This window comes from Segatella copri (assembly GCF_019249765.2).
GTDB lineage: Bacteria > Bacteroidota > Bacteroidia > Bacteroidales > Bacteroidaceae > Prevotella > Prevotella copri_K.
The window spans coordinates 285,588-306,008 of record NZ_CP152484.1; the positions used below are offsets into that span (position 1 = coordinate 285,588).

The 20,421-nt window shown below is 45.6% G+C and carries 17 protein-coding genes; 13 read left to right on the top strand and 4 right to left on the bottom strand.

All coding sequences use genetic code 11. The annotated features are described in order from the left end of the window. Nucleotides 1–116: 116 nt before the first annotated feature. The 6 genes from KUA46_RS01205 to guaA all read left to right on the top strand — a co-directional run bounded on the left by KUA46_RS01205 (nucleotide 117) and on the right by guaA (nucleotide 6,738). Nucleotides 117–389 carry a co-chaperone GroES gene (locus KUA46_RS01205; protein WP_153112893.1) on the top strand — a complete coding sequence of 91 codons (273 nt, stop codon included), beginning with the start codon at nucleotides 117–119 and terminating at the stop codon, nucleotides 387–389. A 100-nt stretch (nucleotides 390–489) separates the two neighbouring features. Further along, nucleotides 490–2,118 (top strand): chaperonin GroEL, encoded by a 1,629-nt coding sequence (gene groL / locus KUA46_RS01210; RefSeq protein ID WP_006846289.1) that lies wholly within the window; start codon nucleotides 490–492, stop codon nucleotides 2,116–2,118. Nucleotides 2,119–2,483: 365 nt separating this feature from the next. Further along, nucleotides 2,484–2,699: a hypothetical protein gene (locus KUA46_RS01215; RefSeq protein WP_006846290.1), complete on the top strand. Its 216-nt coding sequence runs from the start codon at nucleotides 2,484–2,486 to the stop codon at nucleotides 2,697–2,699. Then, on the top strand, nucleotides 2,683–4,227 hold the full coding sequence (locus tag KUA46_RS01220; RefSeq protein ID WP_217326156.1) for a RapZ C-terminal domain-containing protein: 1,545 nt from the start codon (nucleotides 2,683–2,685) through the stop codon (nucleotides 4,225–4,227). Before KUA46_RS01215 ends, KUA46_RS01220 begins: the two co-directional genes overlap by 17 nt. Before the next feature lie 76 nt (nucleotides 4,228–4,303). Further along, nucleotides 4,304–5,053: a nucleotidyltransferase family protein gene (locus tag KUA46_RS01225; RefSeq protein WP_218487442.1), complete on the top strand. Its 750-nt coding sequence runs from the start codon at nucleotides 4,304–4,306 to the stop codon at nucleotides 5,051–5,053. A gap of 74 nt (nucleotides 5,054–5,127) precedes the next feature. Further along, nucleotides 5,128–6,738, top strand: coding sequence for a glutamine-hydrolyzing GMP synthase (guaA, locus tag KUA46_RS01230; protein ID WP_022121641.1), 1,611 nt, complete (start codon nucleotides 5,128–5,130; stop codon nucleotides 6,736–6,738). 45 nt (nucleotides 6,739–6,783) lie between these two features. Here guaA and mscL read toward each other — a convergent pair whose 3' ends face one another. Further along, nucleotides 6,784–7,212 carry a large-conductance mechanosensitive channel protein MscL gene (gene mscL / locus KUA46_RS01235; RefSeq protein WP_117588102.1) on the bottom strand — a complete coding sequence of 143 codons (429 nt, stop codon included), beginning with the start codon at nucleotides 7,210–7,212 and terminating at the stop codon, nucleotides 6,784–6,786. A gap of 108 nt (nucleotides 7,213–7,320) precedes the next feature. Here mscL and KUA46_RS01240 point away from each other — a divergent pair, with 108 nt between their 5' ends. The 4 genes from KUA46_RS01240 to KUA46_RS01255 all read left to right on the top strand — a co-directional run bounded on the left by KUA46_RS01240 (nucleotide 7,321) and on the right by KUA46_RS01255 (nucleotide 10,736). Further along, nucleotides 7,321–7,554, top strand: a complete 234-nt coding sequence (locus KUA46_RS01240; RefSeq protein WP_119229233.1) for a hypothetical protein — start codon at nucleotides 7,321–7,323, stop codon at nucleotides 7,552–7,554. A 12-nt stretch (nucleotides 7,555–7,566) separates the two neighbouring features. Beyond that, a complete protein-coding gene (gap, locus tag KUA46_RS01245; protein WP_006846296.1) occupies nucleotides 7,567–8,598 on the top strand; it encodes a type I glyceraldehyde-3-phosphate dehydrogenase in 1,032 nt (343 codons plus the stop codon). A gap of 133 nt (nucleotides 8,599–8,731) precedes the next feature. Continuing rightward, the gene (miaA, locus tag KUA46_RS01250; protein WP_218487443.1) at nucleotides 8,732–9,700 is read left to right on the top strand and encodes a tRNA (adenosine(37)-N6)-dimethylallyltransferase MiaA; all 969 of its coding nucleotides are present in this window, start codon (nucleotides 8,732–8,734) and stop codon (nucleotides 9,698–9,700) included. Nucleotides 9,701–9,806: 106 nt separating this feature from the next. Continuing rightward, nucleotides 9,807–10,736 (top strand): diacylglycerol/lipid kinase family protein, encoded by a 930-nt coding sequence (locus KUA46_RS01255; RefSeq protein ID WP_022121645.1) that lies wholly within the window; start codon nucleotides 9,807–9,809, stop codon nucleotides 10,734–10,736. Between the two features lie 77 nt (nucleotides 10,737–10,813). On the opposite strand, the gene KUA46_RS01260 is transcribed toward KUA46_RS01255, so the two are convergent. Continuing rightward, the gene (locus KUA46_RS01260) at nucleotides 10,814–11,518 is read right to left on the bottom strand and encodes a Crp/Fnr family transcriptional regulator (protein ID WP_218487444.1); all 705 of its coding nucleotides are present in this window, start codon (nucleotides 11,516–11,518) and stop codon (nucleotides 10,814–10,816) included. 212 nt (nucleotides 11,519–11,730) lie between these two features. Between KUA46_RS01260 and KUA46_RS01265 the strand changes: the two genes are divergently transcribed. From KUA46_RS01265 to KUA46_RS01275, 3 genes are all read left to right on the top strand, one after another. Then, nucleotides 11,731–13,674, top strand: a complete 1,944-nt coding sequence (locus KUA46_RS01265; RefSeq protein WP_218487445.1) for a glycogen debranching enzyme N-terminal domain-containing protein — start codon at nucleotides 11,731–11,733, stop codon at nucleotides 13,672–13,674. Nucleotides 13,675–13,692: 18 nt separating this feature from the next. Further along, nucleotides 13,693–14,961, top strand: a complete 1,269-nt coding sequence (locus KUA46_RS01270; protein WP_022121648.1) for a glycosyltransferase family 4 protein — start codon at nucleotides 13,693–13,695, stop codon at nucleotides 14,959–14,961. A 79-nt stretch (nucleotides 14,962–15,040) separates the two neighbouring features. Next, entirely contained in the window at nucleotides 15,041–16,489 is a 1,449-nt protein-coding gene (locus KUA46_RS01275) for a glycoside hydrolase family 57 protein (RefSeq protein WP_218487446.1), read from the top strand. A 112-nt stretch (nucleotides 16,490–16,601) separates the two neighbouring features. On the opposite strand, the gene KUA46_RS01280 is transcribed toward KUA46_RS01275, so the two are convergent. Together KUA46_RS01280 and KUA46_RS01285 are read right to left on the bottom strand one after the other, a co-directional pair. Continuing rightward, nucleotides 16,602–18,392 carry a glycoside hydrolase family 43 protein gene (locus tag KUA46_RS01280; protein ID WP_218487447.1) on the bottom strand — a complete coding sequence of 597 codons (1,791 nt, stop codon included), beginning with the start codon at nucleotides 18,390–18,392 and terminating at the stop codon, nucleotides 16,602–16,604. Between the two features lie 21 nt (nucleotides 18,393–18,413). Then, nucleotides 18,414–20,399 (bottom strand): glycoside hydrolase family 28 protein, encoded by a 1,986-nt coding sequence (locus KUA46_RS01285; protein WP_022121651.1) that lies wholly within the window; start codon nucleotides 20,397–20,399, stop codon nucleotides 18,414–18,416. Nucleotides 20,400–20,421 lie beyond the last annotated feature (22 nt).

A 20,421-nucleotide genomic window follows, 5' to 3' on the forward strand; every position in this document is an offset into this window, starting at 1 on the left:
AACGTGTCAAAGTGTCAGTATGGATGCTTTGGCACGTTTTTCGTATACTGGCGGGGTGACGGGTAGCAATACCTGTTGGCAAAATAAACGTATAACAATTAAAATATTATAGAATCATGAACATTAAACCATTAGCAGACAGAGTGCTGGTACTTCCTGCACCAGCTGAAGAAAAAGTAGGTGGAATTATTATCCCTGATACAGCAAAAGAGAAACCACAGCGTGGTAAGGTCGTTGCTACAGGTAAGGGTACGAAAGACGAAGAGATGATTCTCAAAGAAGGTGATACCGTACTCTATGGTAAGTACGCTGGCACAGAACTCGAATTCGGTGGTACTAAATATATCATGATGCGTCAGAGCGATGTACTCGCTGTAGTAGAAGAGTAAGAATAAGTGAAGAGTGAAGAACGAAGAGTGAAGGATTCAATTGCTTTGTTTTAACTCAACATTCAACATTTAACATTCAACATTAAAAAAATAAAAGAAAATGGCTAAAGATATTAAATATAATATGGATGCCCGCGACCTCTTGAAGAAGGGTGTTGATCAGTTGGCAAATGCAGTAAAGGTAACTCTCGGTCCTAAGGGCCGCAACGTGGTAATCGAAAAGAAGTTTGGTGCTCCTCAGATTACTAAGGATGGTGTTACCGTGGCTAAGGAAGTAGAGTTGGAGAATAAATTCGAAAATACTGGTGCTCAGCTTGTTAAGAGCGTTGCCAGCAAGACTGGTGATGATGCCGGTGACGGTACAACAACTGCTACTATCCTGACTCAGGCTATCGTAACAGAGGGCTTGAAGAACGTTACTGCAGGTGCAAACCCAATGGACTTGAAGCGTGGTATCGACAAGGCTGTGGCTGCTGTTGTTGCCTTCATCAAGGAACATGCTGAACAGGTAGACGACAACTACGATAAGATTGAGCAGGTGGCTACTGTTTCTGCCAACAATGATGCTGAGATTGGTAAGCTCTTGGCTGACGCAATGCGCAAGGTTTCTAAGGATGGTGTCATCACTATCGAGGAGAGCAAGAGCCGTGATACCAACATCGGTGTTGTTGAGGGTATGCAGTTTGACCGTGGTTATTTGAGCGGTTACTTCATGACAGATGCAGACAAGATGGAGTGTGTAATGGATAACCCATACATCCTTCTTTATGATAAGAAGATTTCTAACTTGAAGGAGTTCTTGCCAATTCTCCAGCCTGCTGCTGAGAGTGGTCGTCCTTTGTTGGTTATCGCTGAGGATGTTGATTCAGAGGCTTTGACTACTTTGGTAGTTAACCGTTTGCGTGGCGGTTTGAAGATTTGTGCTGTGAAGGCTCCAGGCTTCGGTGACCGTCGCAAGGCCATGTTGGAGGATATCGCAGTATTGACAGGCGGTGTTGTTATCTCTGAGGAGAAGGGCTTGAAGTTGGAGCAGGCAACTTTGGATATGCTGGGTTCAGCAGACAAGGTTACCGTCAACAAGGACAATACAACTATAGTTAATGGTCATGGCGAGAAGGCTAATATCCAGGATCGCGTAGCTCAGATCAAGAACGAAATTGAGAATACCAAGTCTTCATATGATAAGGAGAAACTTCAGGAGCGTCTGGCTAAGCTCGCCGGTGGTGTAGCTGTCCTTTATGTAGGTGCCAACTCTGAAGTTGAGATGAAGGAGAAGAAGGATCGTGTTGACGATGCACTCTGCGCTACCCGTGCCGCTATCGAGGAAGGTATCGTTGCTGGTGGTGGAACTACTTATATCCGTGCTCTCGAGGCGTTGAAGGATATGAAGGGTGATAACGCTGACGAGACAACAGGTATCCGTATCGTAGAGCGTGCTATTGAGGAGCCTCTCCGTCAGATTGTTGCCAATGCCGGTGGCGAGGGTTCTGTAGTAGTAAATAAGGTACGCGAGGGCGAGGGTGACTTCGGTTACAATGCCCGCAAGGACGTTTACGAAGATATGCGTCAGGCTGGTATCGTAGATCCTGCCAAGGTAGAGCGTGTAGCTTTGGAGAATGCTGCTTCTATCGCAGGCTTGTTCCTGACAACAGAGTGTGTGTTGGTTGACAAACCAGAGCCTGCACCAGCTGCACCAGCTGCAGCACCTGGTATGGGTGGCATGATGTAATTAGATGAATAATTTGAGCAAACAAAGCATATCGTAAGACTGCGAGTTTGCAAAGCGAAAATATCAAATAGGGGTGATTCTCAGCGAATTATCCCTATTTTTTTGTTTTTTTAGTCATAAAGATGCAAAAAATAGCAAAATTATTTGGTTCGAATAATCTTTTTTTGTAACTTTGCATCGTAAATAAAAGAAAGTATCATCCTAAGGGATGGCAAAGATATTTTTTTGATTTGTTTTAGTAGATTAGTTTTTAAGTAGTTTGTTTTTGGAAATCGGTTGTCGTGAGACATCCGATTTTTTTTTGTTTTTATTTTGTTTTCTCAATTTAATTGTGTAATTTTGCAGCATAATAGAAAATTCATAGCATGAACAATATTGATTGGAAAAAAGCAGTGGTCTTTCTGATTGTTATCGGAGGACTCATTTATATTACAAAGGCAGAGTTGGGAATGACTACTACAAACTCGTTCCTTACTACGCTGGGTATCTTATTGCTTCTCTTTATCGGAGATAACTTCGCACAGAAGATTGATGATGATCGGAAACGACGTAAACTGAATAATGATGGAAAAGCTGATTGATTTATATAAAAAATGGGCGGGTGAAGAACCGGCTGATGTCATAAAATTGGCAGGGCAGGGGAGTAACCGGCAGTATTTCCGTATCATTGGGCATGATGGTGATACGGTAATTGGTGTGATAGGAACCAGTCGTGATGAGGATCATGCCTTTGTATATCTGGCTCAGCATTTCCAGCTCAGACAGTTGCCTGTTCCCCAGATTCTGGCGGTGAGCGATGATGAACTCTGCTATCTTCAGACAGACCTTGGTGGTACTTCGCTTTTCGATGCCATCAAGGGCGGACGAGATGCGGGCGGACGTTACAATCAGAAAGAGAAGGAACTCCTTAAGAAAACCATTCGTGAACTTCCGAATATCCAGATTCGCGGTGCAAGAGGATTGGATTGGCAGAACTGCTATCCGCAGCCAGAATTCGATGTAGACAGTGTACTCTTCGACCTCAACTACTTCAAGTATTGTTTCCTGAAGCCTACCGATTTGGATTTTCACGAACTGAAGCTCGAAGCCAACTTCCGGCTTTTTGCCAAGGATCTGACATCAGAACCGATGGATTGTTTCCTTTATCGCGATTTTCAGGCACGCAACATCATGCTGGATGATAAGGGAAATCCATACTTTATTGATTTTCAGGGTGGTAGAAAAGGACCGTTCTATTATGATCTCGCCTCATTCCTCTGGCAGGCATCTGCTAAGTATCCGTTCAAACTGCGCAGAGAACTGGTTTGGGAATACTACCAGTCATTGAAGCATTATACCGAGGTACCATCGGTGCGCCATTTTGTAAACCGGTTGAGTCTTTTTGTGCTCTTCCGTACCTTGCAGGTTTTGGGCGCCTACGGATTCCGCGGCTATTTCGAACGCAAGAAGCATTTCATCGACAGTATTCCGCCAGCTATCCAGAATCTGCGAGATCTTCTGAAGATGGGTGACAAGGTATTCCCTTATCCTTATATGATGGATATGTTGAGAAGACTGACCGAATTGCCACAGTTCAAGGTGATAGAGAGTGTGGCGCTGAGTCGTGCAGACGGCTATAAGACTACCGACAACAATATCTATCGTGCGCATCCGCAGGACGGACCTGCCACATATTCTAAATATGATGGTAAGGGACCGCTGGTGGTAAGAGTGTATAGTTTTTCTTTCCGTAAGGGCATTCCAGAGGATCCGTCGGGCAATGGTGGAGGTTATGTCTTCGACTGCAGAAGTACCCATAACCCTGGCAGATACGAGCCTTATAAGAAGTTGACGGGTCTGGATGAGCCTGTTATCCGATTCCTGGAGGATGATGGTGAGATATTGAAGTTCCTGGATCATGTCTATGCACTTGCCGACCATCATGTAAACCGCTACATTCAGCGTGGTTTCACCTCTCTGATGTTCTGTTTCGGATGTACAGGCGGTCAGCATCGCAGTGTATATTCTGCGCAGCATCTTGCCGAACATATTCACCGGAAGTTTGGTGTAGAAGTGCAGATTTGTCATCGTGAACAGCATATTGAACAGGTTTTGCCGGCAAAACAATAGAAAATAGCGTGCAAATTTGGCTATCTCGCAAAAAGTTAGTAAATTTGCACGCACATTTAAAAATAGCTATTTAGCAATGATGCAAGCAATGATATTCGCAGCAGGTTTGGGCACTCGCCTTAAGCCACTTACCGACCGCATTCCGAAGGCTCTGGTAAGTGTCGGGGGAGAACCTTTGCTCAAACGTGTCATCTTTCAGTTGAAGGATGCCGGTTTCACTCGCATTGTAGTGAACGTGCATCATTTCTCCCAACAAATTATCGATTATCTCAGAGCACATGACAACTTCGGTATGGACATCCGTATCAGTGATGAGAGTGAAAAGCTGCTCGAAACGGGTGGAGGTATCCGGAAGGCATGGCCGCTCTTCAACCAGTCAGAGCCTATTCTTATCCACAACGTGGATATTCTGAGTAATGTAGATCTGAAGAAATTCTACCAGATGGAGAGCAGGGATATGATTGCTGCCCGCCTGATGGTGAGCGAACGCAAGACCAAGCGCTATCTGCTCTTGGATGACAGCATGCGACTGGTGGGATGGACGAATATAGAAACGGGCGAGGTGAAGAGTCCTTATCCTGATCTCAATCCCAAAGATTATAAGATGTATGCTTTCTCGGGCATCCACATGGTTGCTCCATCGCTCTTTCCGTTGATGGAGGAGGAACCGGACAAGTTCCCTATCATGGACTTCTATCTGAAGCATTGCGACAAGGTGCGCATAGAGGGATATGTAAAGAACGACCTCAAGCTGATGGATGTGGGAAAGCAGGAGACGCTGAAAGAGGCGGAAGCATTCCTGAAATCGTTAGTTAATAGTTTATAGTTAATAGCGGCTATGCCGTATAGCAAGATTACTGTAAACTATAAATTGTAAACTGTAAATTAAAATTAGATATTATGCAACAGAAGATTATTATTTTGGATTTCGGTTCACAGACCACACAGCTCATCGGCCGTCGTGTCCGTGAACTCGATACCTTCTGCGAGATCATGCCTTACAACAAGTTTCCAAAGGATGACCCATCTGTCATTGGTGTCATCTTGAGCGGTAGCCCTTATTCCGTTCATGATCCGGAAGCTTTCAAGGTTGATCTGAGCCAGTTTATCGGCCGCATTCCGGTACTCGGCATCTGCTATGGTGCTCAGTTCCTCTCTTACGCCCAGGGCGGTAAGGTGGAGGCTGCTGACAGCCGTGAGTATGGTCGTGCCAACTTGGAGCATTTCGATAAGGAGAATCCTTTGTTCAAGGGATTCATCGAGAATTCTCAGGTTTGGATGAGCCATGGTGATACCATCACTGCTATCCCTGATGATTACAAGTGCATCGCTTCTACTGCTAATGTGAAGTATGCTGCTTATGCTTCTACCAAACAGCCTGTATGGGCAGTACAGTTCCACCCGGAGGTGTTCCACTCTTTGCAGGGTACACAGCTCTTGAAAAACTTCGTGGTTGATATCTGCGGAAGTAAGCAGGACTGGAGTGCTGACTCTTTCGTTGAGACAACAGTTGCTGAGTTGAAGGAACAGTTGGGCGACGATAAGGTTATCCTCGGTCTTTCTGGCGGTGTTGACTCCAGTGTGGCTGCCGTTCTCCTGAACAAGGCTATCGGTAAGAACCTTACCTGTATCTTCGTAGATCATGGTATGTTGCGCAAGAATGAGTTCCGTGACGTGATGGAAGACTACAAGTGTTTGGGCTTGAATGTAATCGGCGTGGATGCATCAGAGAAGTTCTTTGCTGACCTGGCTGGTGTTACTGACCCTGAGAAGAAGCGTAAGATTATCGGCCGCGACTTCGTGGAGGTTTTCAATGCTGAGGCTAAAAAGCAGACTGGTGCCAAGTGGTTGGCTCAGGGTACCATCTATCCTGACCGTATCGAGAGCTTGAATATCACCGGTAAGGTAATCAAGAGTCATCACAACGTAGGTGGTCTTCCTAAGGAAATGAACCTTCAGTTGTGTGAGCCTTTGAAGTGGCTGTTCAAGGATGAGGTTCGCCGTGTAGGTCGCTCTATGGGTATGCCAGAGCACCTGATTACTCGTCACCCATTCCCAGGTCCTGGTTTGGCTGTCCGTATCTTGGGCGATATCACTCCTGAGAAGGTACGTATCCTTCAGGATGCTGACGATATCTATATCCGTGGCTTGCGTGAATATAAGGTGAAGTTGAGTGGTGAGGAAGCTCGTCGCGTTCTGGCTGCCGGTGTTCCTGCTGACATGCAGAATGGCGAGATCGAGGTTTCTCTCTACGATCAGATCTGGCAGGCTGGTACCGTATTGCTTTCTACTGTCCGTTCAGTAGGTGTGATGGGTGATGAGCGTACATACGAGCACCCGGTTGCCTTGCGTGCTGTAACCAGTACTGATGCGATGACTGCTGACTGGGCACATCTTCCTTATGATTTCATGGCTAAGGTAAGTAATGAGATTATTAATAAGGTGAAGGGTGTAAACCGTGTATGTTATGACATCTCTTCAAAACCACCTTCGACAATTGAGTGGGAATAAACAGAATAAAAAAGTCGCCTTCAAAGAGGGCGACTTTTTTTATTCTTATTTCTGGTTCTTCAGGAGATCACGTATTTCCATGAGGAGTTTTTCTTCATTGCTTGGCTCCGGAGCCTTAGGAGCTTCTGCCGGTTTTTCCTCTTCCTTCTTCTTGGAAATCTTGTTCACCACCTTGATGAGCATGAAGATACAGAAGGCAACGATGAGGAAGTCGAAACAGGTCTGGAGGAAGTTACCATAGTTGATGGTAGCCGCCTTCAGTTCCTCACCCGCTACATTGACGGTAGGTAGGGTGAATTTGAGGTCGGCGAAATTCACGCCGCCAATCAGCCATCCTATAGGAGGCATGATGACATCATCTACAACGGAGCTCACGATTTTGCCAAAGGCACCACCGATGATAACACCGACAGCCATGTCGAGCACATTGCCACGCATGGCGAATTCCTTGAATTCATTCAAAAATTTACTCATACTTTTATCTTTTTAATTATAACTATAGTTTGATTGTTTTTCTTTTTCTCTTTTCTTATATATATAATAAGGTATAGAATGCTGAGTTTTTCCTTTGCTTTTTGCAATATGGAGTTGTCAGTATGGCATGTAATGAGTGAAAATAATGCCAATATTAAAGCTCTACTATTCTTTTTTAACTTATTTAATACACATTCTGGTTGCAAAGTTAGAAAAAAATTAGTAACTTTGCGCTCGAAAAGAAGAAAAAATGCTCTAAGGCGTAAAATTTTGAATGTTTCAGCATCGGATGAACGCTCGAAAGCAGTTAAAAAAGTAATTTTTATTAAACTTTTAATTTAAATATTAAGAACAATGATTAAGATTGGTATTAACGGATTTGGCCGTATCGGTCGTTTCGTATTCCGTTCTACAGTTGAGGCTGAGAACGCAAAGGAAGTACAGGTAGTAGCTATCAATGACTTGTGCCCAGTTGATTACATGGCTTACATGTTGAAGTATGATACAATGCACGGTCATTTCGACGGTACTATCGAGGCTGACGTTGAGAAGAGCGAGTTGATCGTTAACGGTAACCACATCCGTGTTACTGCTGAGCGTGATCCTGAGAACTTGAAGTGGGATGAGGTTGGTGCTGAGTACGTAGTTGAGTCTACAGGTCTCTTCCTCGCTTATGACAAGGCTGAGAAGCACTTGAAGGCTGGTGCTAAGTACGTAGTACTTTCTGCTCCTTCTAAGGCTGACGCTAACGGTAACCAGGCTGATATGTTCGTTTGCGGTGTTAACACTGACAAGTACAATGGTCAGAAGATCGTTTCTAACGCTTCTTGTACAACAAACTGCTTGGCTCCTATCGCTAAGGTATTGAACGATAACTTCGGTATCGAGACAGGTTTGATGACAACTGTTCACTCTACAACTGCTACACAGAAGACTGTTGATGGTCCATCTATGAAGGACTGGCGTGGTGGCCGTGCAGCTGCTGGCAACATCATCCCTTCTTCTACAGGTGCTGCTAAGGCTGTAGGTAAGGTTATCCCTGAGTTGAACGGTAAGTTGACAGGTATCTCTATGCGTGTTCCTACTTTGGACGTATCTGTTGTTGACTTGACAGTTAACTTGAAGAAGGCTGCTTCTAAGGAGGCTATCTGCGCTGCTATGAAGGCTGCTTCTGAGGGTGAGTTGAAGGGTGTACTCGGTTACACAGAGGATGCTGTTGTTTCTTCTGACTTCTTGGGTTGCGCTTTGACATCTATCTTCGACGCTAACGCAGGTGTTTATTTGACAGACAACTTCGTTAAGGTTGTTTCTTGGTATGACAACGAGATTGGTTACTCACACAAGGTTGTTGAGTTGATCAAGATCATGAAGAAGCACAACGGTTAATTCGTTGTCTCTTAACGATTAAGTATATGGCCGTTCAGCATTTTTTCAATGCTGGACGGCTTTTTGTTTTTATAAGTGAGAATTTCTTTTCATTTTATTTTGTTTTCTCAATAATTTCATTTAACTTTGCGGCATGAAATATTCGATGATAACCATATTGGGACCTACGGCGAGTGGTAAGACGAGTCTTGCTGCCGCTCTTGCAGCCAGGATCAATAGCCTGGGTGCCCATTTGTCGGGTACCCCTGCCAAGGGCGCTGAAATCATTAGTGCTGACAGTCGGCAGGTGTATCGCGGCATGGATATAGGTACGGGTAAGGATCTGGCTGACTATACTATTCATGGCAAGCAGATACCTTATCACCTCATTGACATCTGTGAGCCTGGTACGAAATATAATCTCTTTGAATATCAGCAGGATTTTTATGATGCCTATCAGGATATTCAGAAGAGAGGGGCATTTCCGATATTATGTGGAGGTACAGGACTCTATATTGAGTCGGTGCTGAAAGGTTATCATCTCTCACCTGTTCCGCAGAACCCGGAACTCCGTGAGTCATTGGCTCATAAGAGTTTAGAGGAACTTACGCTGATACTGAAAGAGCTGAAGACGAAAACGGGTTCTAATATGCACAATCGCACAGACGTGGATACAGCACAGCGAGCTATCCGGGCGATAGAGATTGAAAGCTATAATCTGGAGCATCCGATGCCCGAACGTGAACTCCCTGCGGTTGATTCGCTGATTATCGGTGTCAGCATAGACCGGGACGCAAGAAGGGAGAAAATTTCAAAGAGACTGAAACAGCGATTGGATGAGGGAATGGTAGATGAAATCAAGGGACTGCTAGATCGTGGTATTCCTGCCGAAAATCTCATCTATTATGGTTTGGAATATAAGTTTATTACAGAATATGTGATTGGTAAGACTTCATACGATGAGATGTATCGCGGTCTGGAAATAGCAATCCATCAGTTTGCCAAAAGGCAGATGACGTGGTTCAGAGGTATGGAGCGCAGAGGCTTTACTATCCATTGGGTAGATGCATTGCAGCCAATGGAGAAAAAGGTGGAGACGGTTTTGGAGCTGATGAGGAGCTAGGCTGCGGCCTGGAATCTGGCTAGGGCTGGCATCCGATGGAATCGGATGCAACGGTGGCTAGGCGGAAGTAATATTTCTACAACTTTCAAATTACAAAGAAGAGACAATGGTAAACGAGAATAAATGGGGGCTGCTTTATTGCCCTAGAGGAGGCTGGCGAAGTAACAAGCGCTGGGAAAAAATAGAGAAGGTGCTCAAGCAGCAGGGCGTGGATTACGACTTTGTGCAGAGCGAGAATCAGAAGAGCGTAGAACGGCTCATCAGAATGTTTATCAACAATGGTTATAAGACCATTGTCATCGTTGGTGGAGATTCTGCGCTCAATGATGCCGTAAACTGTCTGATGCAGATAGATCCGAAAGAAAGAGAAGAGGTGGCACTGGGTGTTATTCCTAACGGACTGATGAACGACTTTGCCCACTTCTGGGGATTCAGCGACAGCGATATTGAGAAGACGGTGGCGTCGCTGAAAAAACGTCGTATCAGAAAGATTGACCTCGGTTGTATCCGCTATGTGAACAAGAAGGGGGAGAAATGCCGTCGCTATTTCCTCAACTGTATCAATATCGGACTCATCGCCGCCATCATGAACCTGAGACGAAAAACCCATCATATCTTCGGTTCACGTACCCTGTCGTTTCTCTGTTCCTTCATCCTGATGATATTCCAGCGTCTGGACTATAAGATGCATGTGAAAATCAATTCGGATGTTATCAAGCGTAGAGTGATGACGATGTGTATAGGCAATGGAACAGGATATGGACAGACTCCGAATGCTGTGCCATATAACGGACTGCTCGATGTGTCGGTGGTATCTCATCCTAAGACAACCCAGCTCTTCGAGGGAATCTATCTTTTTGTGAAAGGTAAGTTCCTCAACCATAAGAGTGTGCATCCTTACCGTACCCGAGAGGTAGAGGTGCTCGATGCCCAGCATGCCCTGATAGGTATTGATGGCAGATTGATGAATACACCGGTAGGCCCATTCCAGATTACTGTTATTCAGGAGGTTATCAACTTCCTGATACCCGTATAACCAGTATGCCCGTAATAAGGGAAATGTATCAAGAAAAACGTATAATGTAAAACATATAAATAAAAAATAGCAGAACTTTATCCGAGTTCTGCTATTTTTATGATTTCTTCTTCCTGTAAGATTTTGATTTTCCTTCCTTCAGTATTGATGAGTCCTTCTGCCGTAAAGGCTGAGAGCGTACGGATGGCATTGCTCGTTGTCATATTACAGAGATTTGCCAGATCTTCACGACTCAATCGGATGTCAAGAGTTTTACCATCTTTATCTAACCCATAAGAGTCTTTCAGAAATATCAGTCCCTCGGCAAGTCGGGCACGGATATGTTTCTGGGTGAGGTTCACGGTACGGTCGTCCGATTTACCTATTTCCACACTGAGATATTTGATAAAGAAGAAGCCGATGTTGAAACTCTTGGAGATCAGTTTCATGAGAACTGCCAGCGGGAACTGGGCAACGACGCAGTTTTCCAGCGACATGGCTGCCGTCTTGTATATCTCATCCGCAAAATAGGCTCTGAAACCAAAAAATTCAATCGGTTTGATAACACGGATAATCTGGCTCTTGCCACCGATACCTTCTTTGTATATCTTCACTTTTCCCGCTATGAGACATAGTGCATATTCGGGAGTACCCTCGTTCTTGTAGATGATTTCGTTCTTCTTATACTTCTTGATTTCCAGATGTTCTTTCAGTAAATCGAACTGGTCATCAGTGATGCCTCCCCATAGCTTAGCAATCAGCATTGCTATATTTTCTTTATCGTATTTTCCTCTAGCTGCCATGTGTACAAATCTTTTAAACTGAAAACTGAGTGCAAAAGTAATGCTTTTTCTCGAAATAATCAAGCATTTTTGTCTAAAAATATGTTTTAGAACATAAAAAGGCAATTTTTTCTAAAAATGGCATACAAAAAGCTTTGTTATACCACAAAAAAGTGTTACCTTTGAAAGCAATTAATTTAGTCAACAAAAATATAGAACCTTAATATAGATCTATGAGTTATCTAAAATTCGAAAAGGCCCTTATGACGAATCTTCAAGAATCGTTGCCTAAGGAGTTGTTGAGGACTAATCGCTCGGGTGCATATTCGTGCTCAACGATTGTAGACTGTAATACCCGCAAGTATCACGGATTACTTGTCGTGCCGGTTCCAGAACTGGACGATGACAATCACGTGCTCTTGAGTTCGCTGGATGTTACGGTGATTCAGCATGGAGCTGAGTTTAACCTCGGCTTGCACAAGTACCAGGGCAACAACTACAGTCCGATGGGCCACAAGTACATTCGTGAGTTTGATTGTGATAAAGTGCCAACTACCCTTTATCGCGTAGGTGGTGTTATCCTGAAAAAGGAAGTTGTATTCCAGCATTATGAGAATCGCATTCTGATTCGCTATACCCTGGTAGACGGCCATTCGGCTACAACCCTTCGTTTCCGTCCTTTTCTGGCTTTCCGCAGTGTCCGTCAGTTTACTCATGAGAATGCTACCGCATCTCGTGATTATGCTGAGGTAGATCATGGCATCAAGACCTGTATGTATGCAGGTTATCCTGATCTCTATATGCAGTTCTCCAAGAAGAACGAGTTTAAATTCTGTCCAGATTGGTATCGTGGCGTGGAATATCCAAAGGAGCAGGAGAGAGGTTATGCTTCTAACGAAGACCTCTATGTTCCTGGCTATTTTGAAATGGATATCAAGAAAGGCGAAACCATCGTCTTTGCTGCTTCTACATCAGAAATCAAGGCGGTTAGCCTGAAGAAGCTCTTCGACAAGGAAGTGGATGAGCGTTCGCCTCGTGACAATTTCTTCCACTGTCTGGTCAATGCGGCTCATCAGTTCCATCGTCGTGAAAAGAACGATGACCGTTATATCCTGGCAGGTTACCCTTGGTTCAAGTGCAGAGCCCGCGATACATTCATCGCTCTTCCGGGTCTCACCCTCTCTATCGAGGAAGATGACTACTTCGAACTGGTGATGAAGACTGCCATGAAGGGATACTACGAGTTTATGGAAGGCAAGCCGGTCAGCGTTCATATTGCTGAGATAGAGCAGCCTGACGTACCATTGTGGGCTATCTGGGCTTTGCAGCAGTATGCCAAGGAAACCAGCAAGGAAGAATGCTTCAAGAAGTATGGACAGTTTATCAAGGATGTTATCAGCTTTATCCAGGATAACAAGCATCCGAACCTGAAGCTCGAAGAGAACGGATTACTCTATACCGATGGTAAGGACAAGGCTGTTACCTGGATGAACTCTACTGCCAACGGCAGACCAGTGGTTCCACGTACCGGATATATCGTAGAGTTTAATGCTTTGTGGTATAACGCTTTGTGCTTCTGTGCTTCTCTCGCTGCAACAGTAGGTGAAGAAGACAGCCAGCAGAAACTCCTGGCTCAGGCTGAGCAGACCAAGCAGGCGTTCCTCGATACCTTCCTCAATGAATATGGCTATCTCTACGATTATGTTGATGGAAATATGATGGACTGGAGCGTTCGCCCGAACATGATATTTGCAGTGGCTTTCGACTATTCTCCATTGTCGCAAGACCAGAAGAAGCAGGTTCTTGATATCTGTACACGCGAACTCCTTACTCCTAAGGGATTGCGTTCACTCTCGCCAAAGAGCGGTGGATATAATCCTGTTTATGTAGGTCCGCAGACCCAGCGCGACTATGCTTACCATCAGGGTACGGCATGGCCATGGCTCGGTGGCTTCTATATGGAGGCAAGTCTGAAACTCTATAAGCGTACCCGTTTGAGCTTTATCGAACGCCAGATGGTAGGTTATGAGGACGAAATGTCTTCCCACTGTCTCGGTACCATCAGCGAACTCTTCGATGGAAACCCTCCATTCGCAGGTCGTGGTGCCATCTCTTTCGCCATGAATGTGGCTGAGATTCTGCGTGCGCTCGAGTTACTTGAAAAATATCAATATTAATAATAGGAGGACTGCTATATGAAAGTTTTAATGTTTGGATGGGAGTATCCTCCTCACGTATTTGGTGGTTTGGCAACTGCCAACTTTGGTATCTCCCAGGGACTTCATGCCCAGGGCGATGTTGATATCACATTGTGTCTGCCTCATCCTTTCGGTGATGAGGACCGCAGTGCCTGCAAGATTGTGGCAATGAACAGTGTGCCTATCGCCTGGCGAGATGTAAATCACGACTATGTGCAGCAGCGCGTAGGCAATATCATGAATCCGGACGATTATTTCCGCTACCGTGACCACATCTATGCCGATTTTAACTATATGCATGTAAATGACCTCGGCTGTATGGACTTTGCCGGTGGTTATCCGTCAAATCTTCATGACGAGATCAACAACTACAGCATCATTGCCGGAGTTGTAGCCCGTTCAGAAGAATTTGATATTATCCATGCTCACGACTGGCTTACATTCCCTGCCGGAATTCATGCCAAGCGCGTGAGTGGCAAACCATTGTGCATCCACGTTCATGCTACTGATTTCGACCGTAGCCGTGGAAAGGTGAACCCTACCGTTTACGCTATTGAGAAAGACGGTATGGATAATGCCGACTGCATCATGTGTGTATCCGAGCTGACCCGTCAGACGGTGATTCACCAGTATCACCAGGATCCACGCAAGTGTTTCGCCATGCACAATGCCGTATACCCATTGAAGCAGGAGTGGCAGGATATTCCACGCCCAAATCATAAGGGCAAGGAGAAGGTAGTAACCTTCCTGGGACGTCTTACCATGCAGAAGGGACCTGAATATTTCGTTGAGGCTGCCAACATGGTATTGCACCGTACCCGCAATGTGCGTTTCTGTATGGCAGGTTCGGGCGATATGATGGATCAGATGATTTATCTCGCTGCCGAAAGAGGCATTGCCGACCGGTTCCACTTCCCTGGCTTTATGCGCGGCAAACAGGTTTATGAATGTCTGAAAGACAGTGATGTCTACGTGATGCCATCTGTGAGCGAGCCGTTCGGTATCTCACCTTTGGAAGCTATGCAGTGCGGCACACCAACCATTATCTCCAAGCAGAGTGGATGTGGAGAAATCCTGTCCAACTGTATCAAGGTAGACTACTGGGATATCCATGCCCTTGCCGATGCAATCTACAGCATCTGTCACAACGAGAGTCTCTTCGATTATCTCTCAGAGGAAGGCAAGAAAGAGGTTGACCAGATTACCTGGGAGAAAGTGGGAGCCCGCATCAAAGACCTGTACCTCAAGACCTTAGGGTGGAAGTAATGTTTAATGTTAAATGTTTAATGTTAAATGTTAAAGGGCTAATCATAAAGTTCAAAGTTCAAAAATTAAAGTTCAAAGTATGAAAACAATTTGTTTATATTTCGAGATACATCAGATTACCCATCTGAAACGCTACCGCTTCTTTGATATCGGTACCGACCATTACTATTATGATGACTACGAGAACGACCGTAGCATCAACGAGATTGCTGAGCGCTCTTATATGCCTGCCTTGAATGCCCTTCAGGAGATGATTGAAAAGAACGGCAAGTATTTCAAGGTAGCTTTCTCGCTTTCGGGTGTGGGTATGGAGCAGTTGGAACTTCATGCTCCTCAGGTACTGGAGAAGCTTCAGCAGCTCAACAATACGGGTTGTGTAGAGTTCCTGGCTGAGCCTTACTCTCACGGACTTGCTTCTCTGGTTAATGAGGCAAGTTTCAAGGATGAGGTGATGCGCCAGTGTACTAAGATTGAGGAATATTTCGGAAAGAAACCTACCGTATTGCGCAACTCTTCGCTCATCTACAGCGATGATATCGGTAACGATGTTGCCAACATGGGATTCATTGGTATGCTCACCGAGGGTGCCAAGCACGTGCTCGGCTGGAAGTCTCCTCACTATGTTTACCATTGCGCCCTGAACCCTAAGTTGAAGCTCCTGTTGCGCGATGTGAACCTGAGCGATGATATCTCTCTGCGCTTCAGCAACAGCGATTGGGACGGTTATCCACTCTTTGCCGACAACTATATGAACCAGATTGCTGCCTTCCCAGAGGAGGAGCAGGTTATCAATATCTTCATGGAGCTTTCTGCTCTTGGTATTGCCCAGCCTCTGTCAAGCAACATCCTCGAGTTTATGAAGGCTTTGCCTCAGTGTGCCAAGGACCGTGGCATCACCTTCTCAACACCTTCAGAAATCTGCAAGAAGATCAAGTCGGTAGGCGAGGTGAATGTGCCTGATACCTTGAGTTGGGTAGATGAGGAGCGTGATGTAAGTTCATGGTTGGGTAACCCGATGCAGCGTGAGGCTTTCAACAAGCTTTACAGTGTGGCAGACCGTGTACGTATCGCCAACGATCCACGTATCAATCAGGACTGGGATTACCTGCAGGCAAGTAACAACTTCCGTTTCATGACTACCAAGCCAAGCAATGTGGGTCTTGACAGAGGTATCTATTCAAGTCCTTTCGATGCTTTCACTAACTATATGAACATTCTTGGCGACTTCATCACCCGAGTAAACGACCTCTATCCTACTGATGTTGATAACGATCAGCTTGAGAGCCTGCTTACTACCATCAAGAATCAGGATGAAGAGATTGAGATGAAGGACAAGGAGATTGTCCGTCTTCAGGCTAAGATTGAAAAGATAGAGAAGGAGGCAGAGAAGCAACATGGCGAGAAGCCTGCTAAGGCTGCTCCTGCCAAGAAGACCGCAGCTAAGCCTGCAGCCAAGAAGGCTCCTGCCAAGAAAGCTCCTGCCAAGAAAACAACAAAGGCAGAGCCTACAGAAGAAAAGAAAGATTAGAATTTTTAGATTACTCATAATGATTAATCCCCCTCGCTGCATTGATTTGCAATGAGGGGGATTTTTTTGTTTCCCAAAATATTCTCTGAAATAACGCGTTAGCTGGAAAGCGTTATTTTTCGAAATGAATCCAGTCTACGTCGAAGAAGGCAGCATCGTTCTTCTTGGCTGTACGGGTGTTGAAGAAACCGAGCTTGGCACCAATCCACTTGCCTTCACGCACAGTGAAAGGATTGCCTATCTTGGTGAAGTTCTTACCATCCAGACTGTAGCTCCATTCAGCGATAGCCTGTATCTGGTTGGCGATGCCTTCGCTATGAACCTTCACGCGGAGCCATACATCCTGGGTAGCGATGCGGGAAGAAGGAATATCATCTACGGCATACTTCACGGTGTAAGGTTGAGGCTGCTTGCTGGTCTTGATGGCCACTTGCTTTACCACCTTCTCAGCCTTTCCCTTCTCAGTCTTCTCGCAGGTTACATATTGCAATACAACACCCTCTTCCTTGGTATCAACAAACTTGAGTGCCGCATAGTCCATGCCTTGCATAATCATGCCGGCGCTTTCGCCCAATACCTTATCTTTCTCCTTGTAAGCCTCGGTGCGGTTAGGTATGAACTTCACCTTGGCAGTAGCAGTAAAGTTCTCGGTAGGGAGTTTCTGGAGCAGGAGGTTTGGCAAATCATACAGGTTCTTTACATCTTCAGCCTGCTGCACACCATAGAGACGCAACTTGGAGTTCTTGGCATCACAGAAGTACCAGTACTGACTGTAAGGACCGTTCCACTGCCATTGCAGACCTAAATCTACGCTGTTGAAATCATCCGATTCCTTAGGCTGGAAGTTACCGCTTGATGGCAGGTTTGGCTTCTTCCATTGCTGAACAGGGTCACCGCAGCCATCGCCATCCTTGTCGTCACCGATGACGAGCCAGTCGTTTACCCATTTGGCTGGTTGCAGATGAACCACACGACCATAGGCGTGCTTATCCTGGAAGTGGAGGAACCAGTCTTCACCGTTCTGGGTATCTACCCATGCACCCTGGTGAGGGCCGTTTACCTTCTTGTTCTTTCCCTGTGCCATACCCACATACTCCTCGTAAGGACCGTATGGATTCTTAGAACGCAGTTCTACCTGCCAGCCATACTTTACTCCGCCCGCAGGACTCATGATATAATAATATCCGTTGCGCTTGTAGAATTTGGTTCCCTCGATGGTTGGCTGGTCTTCATGACCGTCATATACGATGCGTGAAGGACCGATAACCTTGGTGCCGTCAGGTGACAACGGAGCTACGAAGAGCACTGACTTGATACCGGCTCTTGAACCGGCGCATCCATGCGAAAGATAAGCCTTGCCGTCTTCATCCCAGAGAGGGCAGCAGTCGATAAGACCTTTTCCCTTCATCACCCAGGTGATAGGTTCCCAAGGGCCGCGTGGATCTTGTGTCTTGGTCATGAAGAGACCCTGGTCAGGATCGCCACAGTAGATATAGAACCATCCGTCATGATAGCGGATAGAGGGTGCCCACACGTAGTTACCATGCTGAACCTTCTTGCGCCAATCCAGTTCGGTGCCCTGGTATTCAGGCAAAACAGGATAGTCATCGAGTAGGGCAGCACCTATAATCTCCCAGTTTACCAGGTCGGTGCTGTGCAGAATCTGCAAGCCTGGGAAACACTGGAAGGAAGAGGAGGTCATATAGTAGTCATTGCCCACACGGCATACGTCTGGGTCTGAGTAGTCGGCGTCAATAACCGGGTTGCGGTACATTCCGTTCTTCAGGTTCGGATTCCATGTCTTGGATACCGCCTTCTGGGCATTCACGCTCAGTGCAGAGAGCGGAGAACTCAATGCGATGGTGGCGAGAATGCACAGGAGTGAATGCGATTTTATTTTCATTGTTACCGAAGTTTAAATGAATTATTTAGCTACGTATTTCTTGTTGTTGTAGATATAGATACCTTTTTTGAGACCTTGCAGGTCTTCTGCCTTGGCATTGAGCTTTACCATGCGACCGCTGAGGTCGTAAATGTTGTTATTGTCTACCTTGGCGATGCCAGCAATTGGCTGAATGCCTGTAGAAGTCTCTGTATAGAGAGTGAACTGCAAGATGCACTGCTTTACCTTTGGAGTGAAAGTAAGCGTGTGCTCTACAGGTGAATCAAACTCCACTGTATATTTTTTCAGACTTTTGTCTTTTGGAAAAACATAGGTAGAAGCATCATAGCTTGTGCCGTTTATCTCGCCGAGATAGGCATCTGCATCTGTGTAATTGTCTTTTCCCTCGATATCCATTTTGACAATCTTTATGCCGTCAGGAATGATGATGGTGTATTGATTTGCGCTATACTTGATATAGTTGGTACCAGAACCAGCATCGTATGTCTTTCCCTTCTCATTGCTGATAGCGAAGCCGTTGCTGAAAGAACCGGCTGTCTTATCCGTCAAAGTTTTTGAGTTTAATGTGAAAGGACCCTTTGTATCTATTACTCCTGAACCGGTAGATGTAGCATCACACTCGTCTGTCCAAGTAGAATCAAACTTCTTGAGCCAGATAGAACCGCTGCTTACGGTAATCTTAGAGTTGTTCTTGAATACGAGATTATCTACGAAGCGGATATCGATACCCTTCTTGGCTGAAATCTGTACGTTGTCGAGAGTCACGTTCTTGATGTGGCTCTCAGGGCGGCCAATCAGGAAGATAGCGTTACCTTCGCATACATCTGTTGTCTTCACGTTCTGAAGCAGAATGTCGGTGTAGGTTGGGGTAGTGCTATCCAAGGCTCTTGCATTTGCCTTATCTACGGCAGGATCGCTGTTGTAGTTCTTATCGTAGAAGCAGTCGATAGAGAATGGGTTCTTCACCTTGGTCATGGTGAAGTTGGTGAACTTCCAGTCCTCCTCGCCACCGCCACGCAGCGTACCGTTACTGTTGATACCCGTCTTCATGCGGATACCGGCAGTTGTGCCATTCATGTTGATGTTGTCGAACCATATATGCTTGATGTTCTTGGTGAAACTACCGATAGAAGCACCATGTCCTGTACCGAAGTCGCAGTTCCAGACATGGATATACTGTGCATTGTCATCGCAAACTACGTTATCATCACCTGTACTGATGTTGCAGTTATAGATGTTCATGTGGTGTCCCCAGATCGAGATACCGTCTGTGTTATGAGAAGGTTGCTCTGTCTTGGTTTCTGAAGAAGGGTTATAGATGGTTACATCATGAACTGTACCATTGCTGGCACCATTGCTGTTACTCAAGGTGATGTTGACACCCGGAGTATTCTGAACCTTGAGATTGCGAATCAGGAATCGGCTGCCTTTCTCGAAGCGGATCATGGCTCCTGGATTGAAAGTCTCCTTGTTGTCGCGAGCCTTCCACCAGCGGGTTCCCTGACCATCGATAATAGAAGTTTCACCTTCGCCCTCTATAACAATGTCGCTCTGGTTCTTGTTCTTGCAACCGATAAAGAGCGTTTTGTTGTTAGGTGCCTTACCATATTCCACGAGTTTCAATGTAGCACCTTTGCAAAGGTGGAGAACAGTCTTAGACTTGATGCTGAGTACCTCGGTCTTGCTTGTCATCTGGTCTGTACTACCAAACATCCATGTACCGGCAGGGATCACGACCATACCACCGGTAGAAGGCACAGCATCAAGAGCTCTCTGGATAGCCTTGGTGTTGTCTTCTGCCGTAGTAGAAGCACCATAATCCTTGATATTAAATGTGTTTGCCGAAGTGATGGCTGGCAACTGTGGCAGTTCTACGGCAGTCCATCCTTCAGGAGTGTTCTGTGCGTTCTGCTCGGCTGTGATACCAGCGAAAGTTTGTGCTTTAGCGAACATTGGCAGAGCCATAAGCGCAGTCAGCACGACTGTCTTAATGATTGATTTCTTCATTTCTTCTTAGGTTTATTTATTT

Bases quoted from the DNA above. Each gene is read 5' to 3' on its own strand.
- KUA46_RS01205 (WP_153112893.1), top strand. From the start codon at position 117: ATGAACATTAAACCATTAGCAGACAGAGTGCTGGTACTTCCTGCACCA.
- groL (WP_006846289.1), top strand. From the start codon at position 490: ATGGCTAAAGATATTAAATATAATATGGATGCCCGCGACCTCTTGAAG.
- KUA46_RS01215 (WP_006846290.1), top strand. From the start codon at position 2,484: ATGAACAATATTGATTGGAAAAAAGCAGTGGTCTTTCTGATTGTTATC.
- KUA46_RS01220 (WP_217326156.1), top strand. From the start codon at position 2,683: ATGGAAAAGCTGATTGATTTATATAAAAAATGGGCGGGTGAAGAACCG.
- KUA46_RS01225 (WP_218487442.1), top strand. From the start codon at position 4,304: ATGATGCAAGCAATGATATTCGCAGCAGGTTTGGGCACTCGCCTTAAG.
- guaA (WP_022121641.1), top strand. From the start codon at position 5,128: ATGCAACAGAAGATTATTATTTTGGATTTCGGTTCACAGACCACACAG.
- mscL (WP_117588102.1), bottom strand. From the start codon at position 7,212: ATGAGTAAATTTTTGAATGAATTCAAGGAATTCGCCATGCGTGGCAAT.
- KUA46_RS01240 (WP_119229233.1), top strand. From the start codon at position 7,321: ATGGAGTTGTCAGTATGGCATGTAATGAGTGAAAATAATGCCAATATT.
- gap (WP_006846296.1), top strand. From the start codon at position 7,567: ATGATTAAGATTGGTATTAACGGATTTGGCCGTATCGGTCGTTTCGTA.
- miaA (WP_218487443.1), top strand. From the start codon at position 8,732: ATGAAATATTCGATGATAACCATATTGGGACCTACGGCGAGTGGTAAG.
- KUA46_RS01255 (WP_022121645.1), top strand. From the start codon at position 9,807: ATGGTAAACGAGAATAAATGGGGGCTGCTTTATTGCCCTAGAGGAGGC.
- KUA46_RS01260 (WP_218487444.1), bottom strand. From the start codon at position 11,518: ATGGCAGCTAGAGGAAAATACGATAAAGAAAATATAGCAATGCTGATT.
- KUA46_RS01265 (WP_218487445.1), top strand. From the start codon at position 11,731: ATGAGTTATCTAAAATTCGAAAAGGCCCTTATGACGAATCTTCAAGAA.
- KUA46_RS01270 (WP_022121648.1), top strand. From the start codon at position 13,693: ATGAAAGTTTTAATGTTTGGATGGGAGTATCCTCCTCACGTATTTGGT.
- KUA46_RS01275 (WP_218487446.1), top strand. From the start codon at position 15,041: ATGAAAACAATTTGTTTATATTTCGAGATACATCAGATTACCCATCTG.
- KUA46_RS01280 (WP_218487447.1), bottom strand. From the start codon at position 18,392: ATGAAAATAAAATCGCATTCACTCCTGTGCATTCTCGCCACCATCGCA.
- KUA46_RS01285 (WP_022121651.1), bottom strand. From the start codon at position 20,399: ATGAAGAAATCAATCATTAAGACAGTCGTGCTGACTGCGCTTATGGCT.